This window comes from Leptospira levettii (assembly GCF_002812085.1).
Classification (GTDB): domain Bacteria; phylum Spirochaetota; class Leptospiria; order Leptospirales; family Leptospiraceae; genus Leptospira_A; species Leptospira_A levettii.
Genome location: NZ_NPDM01000003.1, coordinates 23,236 through 35,823 on the forward strand (window position 1 = coordinate 23,236; position 12,588 = coordinate 35,823).

Sequence of the window (12,588 nt, forward strand, 5' to 3'; positions counted from 1 at the left end):
CGTTTTTTTAACCACTAAGTAGTCCTCACTTTTTTGCATTCTGATCTCTTTTATTAGTTTTCCCCTGCATTTTCGTTGTGTTTTTACCTAATTTCCTTACAGGAAAGTTGTTTCTAATCCATTAAAATTTCAGAGTCAAATAAAACTAATAAGGACATCACATGTCAACAAATATCTATGTAGGTAACCTCTCTTACGAAATGACGGAATCAAAACTTAACGAACTTTTTTCAGTTCATGGTTCTGTTTCTTCTGCTAAAATCATCACTGACCAGTACACTGGCGGATCAAAAGGTTTTGGTTTTATCGAAATGAAAGATCGTAATGAAGCTGACAAAGCTATCAGCGATTTAAACGGAAAAAATATTCTCAATCGTGAAATGAAAGTGAATATTGCAAAACCGAAAACTAACAACTGGAACTAATTCCAGTATAACGAAACGGAACAAGTTTATAATAAAATTTCTATTTTTAGAAAATGATTTATAAATTTGTTCCTTTTATATATCTCCAGATTCCCAATTTCGATAACCTCCACCATATCGTGTAACACTAAGTTCACGAGCTTTCAAAAAATTCAAAGCATTCACCGATAATAAACACAAAGGTCCTCTGCAGTAAACAATCAACTCTTTGTTTTTGGGAAATTTATATGTTTCCAATTCATTATAAGGAATGTTCACAGCTTCTGGTATATGCCCTTTTTTGTACTCTTCTTTCGAGCGGACGTCAATCAGGAGGATTCCTCCTTTTTTCATTTTTTTTTGTAATTCAGAGGTTGATAAGTCGGAGTTTCTGCCTTTTGATTTTAGGTTTGAATGGTCATCTTGGGCAGTGCTATAAATTGCAAATTTTTCTAGTGCCAAAAAAAGTTCCTTCATCGGACCTAATTCCCAGCGATATAAGATCCTCTTTCCATCTCTCCTTGTGATGACAAGATTTGCTTTTTTTAGCGCTTGTAGGTGTTGAGAAGTGTTAGCAACCGGGATTCCCGATTCTTCGGAAAGAGTTTCTACAGATTTTTCCCCTTCTGCCAGAAGTTGAAGCAAAATTAAACGTGATTCGTTTCCAAGCATATTCGCGATTTCGCTCATACGGGGAATTGTTTCCAAACTTCTCATACCAATCTTAGAAAATCAATGATTCCCTATCTGGCAAGAGTTTTTAGTTTTTTGTAAAAAACTATAGACATTCTATCATTCAATAAAACAATTGAATGATAGAATGATTTATTGATTAGGAGGTTGTCATGGATCACTTGGTAAGTATAACAATTCAGACAATTTTAATTGGAATTGGCGCTACGATGGCGATGGATCTATGGAGGTTTTTTTTACAAAAGACATTTAAAGTGAACTCCTTAGATCTCGGCCTATTGGGTAGATGGGTTGGGCATTGTGCAAAAGGTAAATTCTTCCACTCACCAATTGCGAAATCTTCGGTGATACCAGGAGAGAGTATCATTGGTTGGATCTCACATTATTCAATTGGTATTTTTTTTGCTAGTTTGTTGCCCATTATCTGGGGAGTAAATTGGTTAGAAAATCCTTCCATCGGAGAGCCCTTTTTTTTAGGACTATCGACCATAATTGCACCTTGGTTTTTGATGCAACCTGCTATGGGAATTGGGATAGCAGCATCAAAAACTCCAAAACCGTTTCAAGTTAGAATTCGAAATATTGCCATCCATACTGTTTATGGACTTGGTTTATACGGAACTGCTCTTTTAACACATGTTTATTTACATTAAAAAATTTAAGGAATGTATATGAAATATATTATCATCATCGCGTCCATAGTGCTCTTTGGTTTTTTCTCTGTGGGAATTCCAATTGCAACACTTCCAGGTTTTATCAGAAATAGTTTAGGGTATAGTGATGTTTGGCTCGGAATTATACTTGGTACCCAATCAATTGTAACTTTACTCTTTCGTCACCATTCCGGTACCATCTCGGATTTAAAAGGACCCAAAGTCGCAGTCAAACGAGGTTTATTCTTTGCAGTTATTTCTGGTATTGTCAATTTAGGTCCTCTTTTGATACCAGGAGATATGGGGCTTGTCACACTTTTGTTTGGTAGAATTATTTTAGGTTACTCAGAAAGTTTACTAATCACCGGTGCTCTTTCATGGGGAGTTGGTTTGGTTGGACCAGCTAACGCAGGTCGTGTGATGGCTTGGAGTGGCATGGCAATGTATGGAGCAATTGCAATTTCTGCCCCTTTAGGATATTTTATGGTTCAACAATTAGGATTCCAAGGTGGAGTTATGTTAGCGATTCTTTTTCCTGTCATCGCTGGGATCATTTCCATTTCCGTTCCTGCCATCCCTCCTGCAAGTAAAGTAAGAATTCCCTTTTACCAAGTAATTCCTAAAGTATGGAAACATGGTTTTGGATTACTATTTGCTGCTGTATCTTTTGCTGGGATAGCTGGATTTAGTACCTTACTCTTTAAAGAGAGGGGATGGGAAAACGCACAGTGGGTGATGGCGATATTTGGAACTGCTTATGTTCTATCTCGAATCTTTTTTGCTGGAACTGTAGATGTATATGGTGGGAAAAAAATTGCTCTCATTTTTTCATTTGTCGCCATTATAGGACAGATATTATTATGGCAAGCAAATCACGCTTATATAGCGTTTATAGGCGCTGCATTGACAGGTTTTGGTTATTCACTTGTTTTCCCTGCATTCGGTGTGGAAGCAGTTAAAAACATGGAACCACAATTTCGGGGAGTCGCCTTAGGAGCTTATGTTGCTTTCTTCGATCTTGCCTTGGGAGTGACTGGGCCACTTGCTGGATTTGTTGCTGATCATTTTGGATATGCGGCTGTGTTTGCATTTGGAATGATCGCTTGTATTTTCTCCTTTTCCATTGCATTCAGTTTGAAGGAATCAAAGAATTAAGCATTCGCAATTGTATTTCTTAGTCGAAATGATAGTATTTATTTCAAAATTCTTTCGGCTAAGATCTATGTTTTTTACGATACTCTGATGGAGTAAGTTGAGTTAGTTCTTTAAACACTCTGATAAATGAATTTTTCGAATTAAAACCAACATCAAATCCAATTCTTAATATTGTTTCATCTGAATGTTTTAATGCATATTTTGCATGTTCAATTCTTTTTTCTTGGATGATTTCGATCAAACTTTTACCAAAGTATCGGTTACATACCTGAGATGTAGTGTGAGAAGAAATTCCAAGTTTATTGGCAATGAATGAAAGATTTAAATCACCATCTAACAAAAATTCTTTGTCATCAAGTAAAATCTCTAATTGTTTTCCAAGTTCCATCATTTGAATTTCAGGTAGATATGACTTTTGGTATTTTACTGATTCAGATTGGTAATTTGGAAGATCATGTGATTCTTTTTTATCCAAATAAACCCTATGCCAAGCAAAGCCAAGGATCCAAATGGAAAACCCTAAATTCGAAATCGATTCAGAGATTTTACCTGGTAAAATGAAACAAATCAAAATACAGAAACAAAGCCAAATGAGTAATAAAAAAAGATAATTTGCAAATATTCTGCCTTCCCAATAGAGATCTTTTGAAAATTGACCCATTTCCATTTGAAAGCGAATGTATGTTCTTAAGAAAACGAAGAATGAAAAAAATAAGATTAAAATCTGATATATATTTGTCTCACTGAATCTTTCATTCGATTGAATCTTCGTAAGAGATAAAATTTTGTCTTCTCCGCTTAATAGGAAAAAAGGAGCTTGGTAGAGTAAAAACACAACAGGAATTCCTAATGTGAATCCTTCCCAATCAATACGTTCCTTTGGAATCAGAAAATACCGAGTTACGACAAATGAAAAAAGCGGAGCGATGCAGAATCCGAAAAAATATCCCAAATTGATTAAATGTGGGAATTCATTTAAATTTCCTGAGTAATAGATTAGGTTGCAGGCCATGCTGAGGGAAAGAAAAAAAAAGAAAAATGCTAAATACCGACTGTACTCTTTTTTACCCTCGCCTTGGAAAAAAAAATACAAGCCCAAAAACAAGGATTGGATGAACCCTGCACTTAATAAAATCGATCCAATCATTGATTGGTAAATCTTATCATAATACGTTTCATTTGGATATACCGATTTTTTGAAAAAGAGAAGTTCCATCCAATGGGGTGAGACGACAAAGTTACCTAATTCGCTTACAATAAGAGAGAAATGATTCGAATCTTCAAAATTAAAATTTTGAATTACCTATGTTTGTTTTTCCTTTTCACAGATACAATCTTAGCAAATTCAAAATTCTCCAATGAGGAATTTTCCATTAACTTTTTTCGCGCACCTTCCATCGGTGGAGAATATAGAAAGGGCCAATATTCAGTACATGCTGGTTATTATGTAACCAATTTTGATCCAGGTATCACAATAGAGTTTTATAAAATAGGGGTTGGTTATTGGTTTTTGCCAATGGATCTTGGATCGGATTCAATCCAACCTTCCTCTTTTTACACATATGTATCCTATGGTAAAGGAGTGAATTTGGAATACCAAAGGAAAGATACAATTATGTTTGAACTTGGGTATCGATTTATGATTTGGAGAGGACTTAGTTTTCGATTTGGTTTAATCGTTCTTTCCGCGGAAGGAGTCGCAACTGAGCTCAATCCTACACCAGGAATTAGTTATTCAGAATTTTTTTAGAGGTAAAAAATGAAAAATGAAACAATGAAATGGAATCCGTATATTGGGCTAGTGTTAATCATTATACCCATTCTTATACAAATTCCTTATACACTTTTAATTATGAATTTTCAATATCCAGATATATTGAGACAACCAACAGACTTGATTTTGTCAGAATTCCAGAAAGGTGGTTCTTCCTTAGTGTGGACATGGTGGTTTTTTGGAATTTCAGGGCTCCCTCTTTTTTTTGCATTTATACATTTGTATCAGAATACAAAAGAAAATAGTCTGTTGTTATCTTTAACGGCGGTTATATTTGGAGTTGCATCTTTGTTTTTTCAGTTGATTGGACTCTTACGTTGGGTATTTGTTGTGCCAATACTTTCAAATTTATATTTTGACCCACAATCATCCGAGATTATGAAACAAGCAGTTCTCATCAATTTCCAAACAATTCACCATCTATTTGGGGTTTTAATTGGTGAACACTTAGGCCAACTTTTTACAATTTTATGGATGTTCCTTGTATCAATTGTTTTTCGTAAAAATCAAATATTTCCCAATTGGATCTCCAATTTTGGAATGATATCTGCCTTTTTATATCTACTTGCTCAATTTGAATTATTTTCACTTGTCATTCCTGAAGTGAAGGAGATCCCCTTCGCAGGGTTAGTCGGAAGTTTGTGTTGGTTGGTTTGGATGATGGCACTAGGAATACAAATGTTAAAACGTAAATCGATCGTCATATCTTAAAATCAATTATCGGTTTATTGCACCAAATGGGAGTTAACTTATTTGGTGCATCAAGGGCATCTATGTCCAACTTTCATTCTATATTTGCCTGATAAATAACATTCAACCACTTCTCTGTCACTTGTGGAAAGAACCTGATTGAAGTAGATAAGATCTCCAATATAACCATTGAGATAATCCCCATTGGTTGGGTAAATTCCCGAATTCCATAAGAACCTACCGATACTTAAGTCATAAACTCCACAAGTAAAACTAGCAGTCGGAATAGATGAGGAAGCAACGGGGGATCCAAATTTATAAATAGAGCCCGTTGTCCCATTAAAATCTAAAGACATAAGGATATTTTCTGAAGGAATGTTATATGCACCCGTTGAAATTAATTTTGGATTATTGAGTTGTAGATCAAAAAAACTTAAGAGATTGTTCGTTGTAATGTCTGGTAAATAGAGAAGTTTTTCACCATTGTGGAAAATTCCATCACTGCCTACCATTCCAATGTCATTGTAAATGGCAAAGATTGTATTGGAAGTGGATAAGAGTTCTGTAGAACAGGAAGTAGATAAATAATTTGCAGAAGCATCATTAAAACGAATGGCAGGGACTCCATTCATTCCTGTTGCATTGTACACTGGCTGTGCAACGGCTAATCCTTGGGAAACATGGATATTGTTCCCACTTCGATCATTCCAAGCGGAAACACAATTGACACTGCCAAGACAACCACCAGGACCAAAATTTGCACTTTCAGGTAACAAAAAAAACTTTAAACTACTGCTAGCAACCGTTTGGCTCCATGAACTAACTTGTGTCGGATAAGGTCCTGAAATTGCACGAATTTCCGAAACTGATAAGGTTCGATCATAAATTCGAATGTCATCAAGATCCCCGGAATAATACCCTGTAGCAGTGATTAATCTTCCTATATCTAGATTTGCACTCGTACCAGTAGACCAAGAAGGCTTTAAGATTGAAAATCTAAGAGTACCATTTTCATATATATGGGCGAACCTTGTCACACCGTCATAAACACCACATAAGTGAATCCACTGATTTAAAAACTCTTCATGCGTAATATTAGCATCATCATTCCAACCGAACATACCTAGTGTAGGAGAGGCCAAAGCAAGTCCATTACCAGTTGTGTCGACAGGTGTTCCATAACTGATGATATATTGTCCAATGGTAGTAGAAGTATTAAACCAAGCGCAGATGGTACGACTTGCACTACCTATTGGCAATCCATTTGGATTTGGTTTTTGGAAGTAGGAAACTCCATTAAAATAATACGCTGAATTGGGTATGCCAAAACGATCTGTTGTAATGGCGGCTCCATAATTGGTGAGGTCATTCATGAAATTGCCATAATCTTTTCCATTTCCATTCAATGGATAATAGGAAATCAAACCTGATGGAACTTGTACGGCTAATTTTTGAATGGAATCATCGTCTAACGCACCATTGAAAAAATGGACATTGGAAATTTTACCTCTAAAGAAATTACCAATCCCAGCATCTCCAATTTTAAATGTAGTCGTTGGATTTGGTTGGATAGGGCTTGTTGAAAAAACAATTCCTGTCGATCTTCCATTGATGAAAATTTGCCAATTAGTGGATAACCGACGTACTGCGACATGTGCCCATCGATTTAGTGGTAATTTCATTGCAGTAGGTGGGCTCTGCGTTCCTGTTAAGTCGATTCTCAAACTTCCAGTATTATCCAACATAAGACCATATCCATTGCTGAGACCGAGTCCATTGTATAGAATGAATTGGTTGGCATCATTCACAGAGGAATGTACCCAAGCAGAGAACGTGATGTTATCTGTGTTTTGGATTAATGGTCCTGATGAAACAATGTAATCAGATGTTCCATTCAATTCATAAGCACCGTTGGCAAGTCCATTTTCATCTGAAGTAAGAGTCGGAGAACCAATCAAGGAACCGTGATTGGTTCCGATCGAATCGTTAGCATTTCCATCGAATGAATATTGGATTAATTCGGATGGTTCTAAAAAACGAATGGCGTGGTTTCCTTGGTCGGCGATGTAAACTTTTTGTCCATCCGTCGTGATGTACCCTGGGAAATTGAGTAAACCATTCCCTGTCGCATTATCAGAATATCCTGATGCACTTCCAACGAGTGTTGTGACTTTATTATCACTCAAGTTTATATGGCGAATTCTATGTCCAAGCCATTCTGATAAAAACAAATTGGTTCCATCTGTTGTGATTCCATGTGGGTCGTTAAATTGAGCGGAAGTTCCAAAACCATCAGTGGATGCTTGTACTCCATCTCCTGCCAAGGTATCAACAGCATTTGAACCTGTGAGTGCAATCCTTCTGATTTTATAACCACCACCCGCGCCTACATCAGTTACATAGAGGTAACTTCCTAATCCTACAATGGCAATCGGTGATACAAATCTTGCACTTGTACCAACTGGATTATTGGCAAAATTACAAGAACCAGCACCTCCGGCAATTGTTCCCACAGAAGAAGTGTTTGGATCTACCGTACGGATTGTACAGTTTCCCCTGTCGACGATATAAAAAATTCCATTATGCAGGGTGAGCCAAGTTGGATTGGAAAATGAAGCTAAAATTCCAGACGTATTATCTGCTGCACCTGTAACACCAGAACCAGCAAAGGTGGAAACAACAGATGTTGCTAAGTTTACGATTCGAATACGATTTCCGTTTAATTCTAATAAGAATAAATTATTTCCGTTTGTAGTGATCCCAACAATTCCGTTAAACTGAGCGGCAGTTCCAACTCCGTCCAAACAATTCGTTGTGACAGTCCCAGGACAAGTGATTCCTCCACCAGTGTTTCCTCCTGCAAGAATGGTAGTAACACCTGTGGATTTATCAATTTTACGGATCACCCCATTCCCAGTATCAGCAACATAAAGGAAACTAACATCGCTTGCTAACATACTCGGATTCGTGAATCTAGCAACTGTTGGTGAAGCTGAAGCTACAGCTGCGCCTGCAACAGCTCCCGTACCACCATTGTTAGTTGGGAAAGAGCCAACAAAGGTTCTGATGTATGCCTTTCGATTGATTAAATTTGTTCCTAAATCGCTGCTAGTCGAAGAAAACAAATTTCCACCAACAATGTAACCGTTGACACAAGTGATAAAAATGGTTACGTTCACTGCTGCAATGGTACCGGAGGCTAGTAATGGATTATCAAAAGTACAAACCGTACCTGCTGGTTGCGATGTGATCGTGACTGCATAATTGGATCCAGTTGATTGCACAGTAGAAAATTTAGTAAGTCCATTGGAGGAAATCGTTAGAGTTTCTGCGGCATTATTTTGGACTGAAATGGAACCACTGATCCCTGAAACGTTGACTCCAACTTCATAGAATCCGACGCCAATCCCACAAGTAACACTAACGTTTGTTATTGGAGAGTTTTGGGCAACTCCCTTTGCATTGGAAATAGAACATGTGATACCAACTCCGTTTGTTGTTAAACCAACATCATAACTTTGGCCAGAGGTTAATCGTGTGGGGAATGTAAAATTTCCATCAGCAGAAATAGTAATTGAATCATTCCCATTGGTGAGTGTTACCGAAGTGCCAGACCTAAGTCCCGAAACAACACCCCCTAAAGTTTGACCCAAACCCGTGAAAACACGAAGGAAAGCCAAATAGTCTAAGGGACTTCTTGATATTTGAGGAAATGAACAGGTGAGGAGAGAGAAAAGAAACGGTAATACAATAATACGTCTCATTTGTTTTCTCCTGTTCTAGAAAAGAATCCTAAGCCACGACAAATAATCAAGACTTTATCAGCTTGGATTTCTTTTTGGAAATTCGAGTAAAAAGAGACTCCCTTGTGTTATCTCTGATTCAACCCTGATATTTCCATTCTGTAGCCTCATTAATTCGTAACAAAGTTTTAAACCAATGCCAAATCCTTTTTCTCCAAAAGTTCCTTGTGAAGGTATTGGATCGGTGAATATTCGTGATTTTTGTTCAAGCGAAATTCCTGTTCCGTAATCTCGTATGGAAATGGTAGATTCAGCTACAGTTTCAGAAAAACTAACAACGATTTTCCCATTTGGATGACTGAATTTGATGGCGTTTGCAATTAGATTCCTAATGATTTCGTTTAGAATCGATTTGTCAGCGTATATTTGTGCAGAATCGGAAACTGTAATTTCAATTTGAATGGATTTTTTCTGAAGTTCCAATGCAAATGTTTCGATGACTTGCTTAACTGATTCGGCTACATTGTTTTCAGTTAAATCCAAATGGATTTGTCCTTTATCCAATTGAAATCTATTTAAATTTAATAAATGTTCAACGGTAGACATCGCATTTTCCAAAATGACAAATATTTGTTTTGAAATATGATCCTTTTCTTCTTTTGGCGTGTCTTCGTCGTAAGTTAATGTAAGTGCAGAGTATACAGTGCTCAACGGTGATCGTAAGTCATGTGCTACCAGTGAAATAAATTTATCTTTCCATTGATTTGCTTCTTCTGCAATTTGTTTTGCTTCTCGATATTCTTTGGTTCGGGCGACAACTACTTGCTCTAGAGATTCATTTAATTTTGTAAGTTCATTTTTTAATGTCTCATTTTTAATAAATGTTTTTGTGAAAAAAGAAGCAAGGATTAGAGATTGGAATAAAACTGTAGATAAATAGGAATATTTTAAAACGAGTATATGTTGGAATAGTCCATATAAATTTAATGTATCGTTAATTGCACTAATCAATATAAACACTTGGATAATTAATAAACTAAGGGCTAATTCTTGTTTTTTGATCGCAGATCTGGTTAAAGATACAATAGAGTAAAGTAATCCTGAGATTGTAAAAAAGATTCCAAAAAATGTGGTTTGAGAGCCGAGTTCTGTTGGCAACAAAACCACAGCTAAATACAATAAGAAACAAATAGAAGAAAATATCTGAATGAATTTTTTGGAAAATTGATTTGGGTATAGTTGTGCTAAGAAGGAAAGATAAAATGGCATTGCCAAATAAAAGATAAGTGATAAGGAAAAAGCGATTCGATATGGAACATTGGGAATCAAATGGTATAAGATGTCTCCATTTAATGAAATGGAATGAAGAGCAGTGGTGAGGCTAAACAATCCAAAAAACAAAATCAAAGACCGATTCCTTCTGAAAAAAAATAATAGGAAATGATAAAATGCCATAAAAAACAAGGCACCTGTTAAGAGGGAATCAAATGTGATCTCTTTTACATATTCATTTTGAATGTCGCGATATTTTCCTAATTTTGGAGGATACCAAAATGATCCATCATCATGGTAATAATTGGAAATATGGACTGTTAGATTGATTTGTTTTTGTCCATATGGAAGAACGATGATACCTGAACTTCTAGTTGGTATCATTGCCTCTTTTGTTTTTCCCACTTTTCCTAAGGAAAGAGATAGATTTCCATCAACAAATACTTTTATGGCAGCACCACCTGTTTGTAAAAAACGAATCGCAAATGGTTCTTCCATTGATGTATCGGGCAAAATCATTTTGACTTGGTAGGTTGCAAACCCGGTCCCCGAATGGATATCTTTCCACCGTTTCCCAATTTTCATAAAAGTAGTTTTGTTTTCGGAATTGTTGTTTTGGATCGGAATAACAGACGGAACCAAGTCCGTGGATGAGGTAGGAGTGATTAATTTTTGCCAAAAAAAATCCCAATCTCCTGATAAGGTTAGGATTGTGTGATTTTCGAATTTAACGTTAGTTAGATTGATAATACCATTTTGAACTTGAGGGATCTCACTTTGCCTTTCATTGTCCTGACAAGAAAACAAACAAAAAAAACATAAAAGCATAAATCCAATTTTCAATTGCATTTTGGTCTAGAAAAGATTTCTCTAGACCACTTTTGCTTATGTTCTTTCCTTTCAAAGGAATATTTATACTCAAACTTATGGAAGTTGCACTAATCCTTTTTTGTTTTTCCATAACATATATTTTTCTAAGATAATTTTCCCGATATTGTAAAACATATTGGGTATCATCAATTCAAATTGTCTGGGTTTAAACAGGTGATTGGTGAGAATCCATACTTCTTTTTTTCCAGCATCCATGATACAAATACCTGGGATTTTACCGAAAGGCATTGTTTTAAATTTTCCAGTTCCGAGGATATCATTCTTAATATTTTCTGCGACAATTTTCCCCATAACATCTGAAGGAAAACCCGTCTTTGGTACACCGAATGGTGCTGCACATTTTTTAAATGGTGCAATGACTTCAACAGCAAGACCTGCTGCATAAACATTTTTATATTTGATATGTTGGTATCCCTCATTCGTAATTACGAATCCTTTTTCATCTACAAGTTCAGGAGAATTTTTCATGACATCTGCTCCTAAAAATGGAGGTATCATCATCGACATTTTGTATGGAATCTCTGTTGAATCACCTAACGTAATTTTTTCCTTTTCAATTTTTTGAATCGTAGCATTGGTGACCCATTTGATGCCATATAATTTCATAAATAATTCTAACATTTTTTGACCACCTACAATACCACCAATTCCAAAATGGCCTAAAAATGGTTCAGGAGTTACCCAGGTGATTTCAACTTGTTTTCGAACTCCTCTTTTCCTAAGATACTTATCTAAATTGAACAAATATTCATATGCTGCTCCCATACAACTTGCACCTTGGGTGGCAGCAACTACCACTGGGCCTGGATTTTGTACGATTTCTTCAAAAGCTAGCGCAGATTTTTCTGCAAGTTCAGGAGTGACAATACATTGTATCATATTCTCCTTGGGATTTAGATTTGGCAAAATATCGAAGTTAAGTGAAGCACCTGTTGCAACGACTAAATAGTCATATGTGATTTCACCGTGTTTTTCAGTGAGAACAACATTTCGATCTGGAATTACTTTTGTTCCTCGATCATGAATAAATTGTACCCCTTTTTTTGCTAACATAGGTTCTACGGGAAACGTAATGTCTTTTACTTTTCGGACTCCGAAGGGAACCCAAATCAGAGAAGGAACATATAAAAAATTGATAGCAGGTGAAATGACAATCACTTCGACCGAATTGCCAAGTTTTCTTTTTGTTGAGATTGCTGCAGTTACTCCTGCAAAATTACTACCTAATACTACGATCCGTTTCATATCCTCTCCTCTTGTCATATAGAATACAGGGTATCCTATATGACTTAAAATTCGAGAGAAATATAAGT

General features: G+C 36.2%; 10 protein-coding genes. 5 read left to right on the forward strand and 5 right to left on the reverse strand.

Going from position 1 to position 12,588, the window contains the following annotated elements:
- Positions 1 to 161 precede the first annotated feature (161 nt).
- The gene (locus CH354_RS11395; protein ID WP_100716636.1) at positions 162 to 425 is read left to right on the forward strand and encodes an RNA recognition motif domain-containing protein; all 264 of its coding nucleotides are present in this window, start codon (positions 162 to 164) and stop codon (positions 423 to 425) included.
- Between the two features lie 75 nt (positions 426 to 500).
- On the opposite strand, the gene CH354_RS11400 is transcribed toward CH354_RS11395, so the two are convergent.
- Complete coding sequence (locus CH354_RS11400; RefSeq protein WP_100716668.1) at positions 501 to 1,094, reverse strand: ArsR/SmtB family transcription factor; 594 nt, start codon at positions 1,092 to 1,094, stop codon at positions 501 to 503.
- 155 nt (positions 1,095 to 1,249) lie between these two features.
- Between CH354_RS11400 and CH354_RS11405 the strand changes: the two genes are divergently transcribed.
- The gene (locus CH354_RS11405) at positions 1,250 to 1,750 is read left to right on the forward strand and encodes a DUF2938 domain-containing protein (protein WP_100727103.1); all 501 of its coding nucleotides are present in this window, start codon (positions 1,250 to 1,252) and stop codon (positions 1,748 to 1,750) included.
- Positions 1,751 to 1,768: 18 nt separating this feature from the next.
- A complete protein-coding gene (locus tag CH354_RS11410) occupies positions 1,769 to 2,905 on the forward strand; it encodes an MFS transporter (protein WP_100727102.1) in 1,137 nt (378 codons plus the stop codon).
- Positions 2,906 to 2,963: 58 nt separating this feature from the next.
- On the opposite strand, the gene CH354_RS11415 is transcribed toward CH354_RS11410, so the two are convergent.
- Positions 2,964 to 4,121 carry a helix-turn-helix domain-containing protein gene (locus tag CH354_RS11415; RefSeq protein WP_243396056.1) on the reverse strand — a complete coding sequence of 386 codons (1,158 nt, stop codon included), beginning with the start codon at positions 4,119 to 4,121 and terminating at the stop codon, positions 2,964 to 2,966.
- Between the two features lie 51 nt (positions 4,122 to 4,172).
- Here CH354_RS11415 and CH354_RS11420 point away from each other — a divergent pair, with 51 nt between their 5' ends.
- Positions 4,173 to 4,655 (forward strand): hypothetical protein, encoded by a 483-nt coding sequence (locus CH354_RS11420; protein ID WP_100728457.1) that lies wholly within the window; start codon positions 4,173 to 4,175, stop codon positions 4,653 to 4,655.
- Between the two features lie 9 nt (positions 4,656 to 4,664).
- Positions 4,665 to 5,390: a DUF4386 domain-containing protein gene (locus CH354_RS11425; RefSeq protein ID WP_100728456.1), complete on the forward strand. Its 726-nt coding sequence runs from the start codon at positions 4,665 to 4,667 to the stop codon at positions 5,388 to 5,390.
- 50 nt (positions 5,391 to 5,440) lie between these two features.
- On the opposite strand, the gene CH354_RS11430 is transcribed toward CH354_RS11425, so the two are convergent.
- The 3 genes from CH354_RS11430 to CH354_RS11440 all read right to left on the reverse strand — a co-directional run bounded on the left by CH354_RS11430 (position 5,441) and on the right by CH354_RS11440 (position 12,520).
- On the reverse strand, positions 5,441 to 9,133 hold the full coding sequence (locus tag CH354_RS11430) for a LamG-like jellyroll fold domain-containing protein (RefSeq protein WP_100728455.1): 3,693 nt from the start codon (positions 9,131 to 9,133) through the stop codon (positions 5,441 to 5,443).
- Positions 9,134 to 9,190: 57 nt separating this feature from the next.
- The gene (locus CH354_RS11435; protein ID WP_100728454.1) at positions 9,191 to 11,212 is read right to left on the reverse strand and encodes a sensor histidine kinase; all 2,022 of its coding nucleotides are present in this window, start codon (positions 11,210 to 11,212) and stop codon (positions 9,191 to 9,193) included.
- Positions 11,213 to 11,308: 96 nt separating this feature from the next.
- A complete protein-coding gene (locus CH354_RS11440; protein WP_100728461.1) occupies positions 11,309 to 12,520 on the reverse strand; it encodes an NAD(P)/FAD-dependent oxidoreductase in 1,212 nt (403 codons plus the stop codon).
- Positions 12,521 to 12,588: the final 68 nt, after the last annotated feature.

Excerpts from the sequence above, each read along its gene's own strand:
- CH354_RS11395 (WP_100716636.1), top strand. The coding sequence starts at position 162 with ATGTCAACAAATATCTATGTAGGTAACCTCTCTTACGAAATGACGGAA.
- CH354_RS11400 (WP_100716668.1), bottom strand. The coding sequence starts at position 1,094 with ATGAGCGAAATCGCGAATATGCTTGGAAACGAATCACGTTTAATTTTG.
- CH354_RS11405 (WP_100727103.1), top strand. The coding sequence starts at position 1,250 with ATGGATCACTTGGTAAGTATAACAATTCAGACAATTTTAATTGGAATT.
- CH354_RS11410 (WP_100727102.1), top strand. The coding sequence starts at position 1,769 with ATGAAATATATTATCATCATCGCGTCCATAGTGCTCTTTGGTTTTTTC.
- CH354_RS11415 (WP_243396056.1), bottom strand. The coding sequence starts at position 4,121 with ATGGAACTTCTCTTTTTCAAAAAATCGGTATATCCAAATGAAACGTAT.
- CH354_RS11420 (WP_100728457.1), top strand. The coding sequence starts at position 4,173 with ATGATTCGAATCTTCAAAATTAAAATTTTGAATTACCTATGTTTGTTT.
- CH354_RS11425 (WP_100728456.1), top strand. The coding sequence starts at position 4,665 with ATGAAAAATGAAACAATGAAATGGAATCCGTATATTGGGCTAGTGTTA.
- CH354_RS11430 (WP_100728455.1), bottom strand. The coding sequence starts at position 9,133 with ATGAGACGTATTATTGTATTACCGTTTCTTTTCTCTCTCCTCACCTGT.
- CH354_RS11435 (WP_100728454.1), bottom strand. The coding sequence starts at position 11,212 with ATGCTTTTATGTTTTTTTTGTTTGTTTTCTTGTCAGGACAATGAAAGG.
- CH354_RS11440 (WP_100728461.1), bottom strand. The coding sequence starts at position 12,520 with ATGAAACGGATCGTAGTATTAGGTAGTAATTTTGCAGGAGTAACTGCA.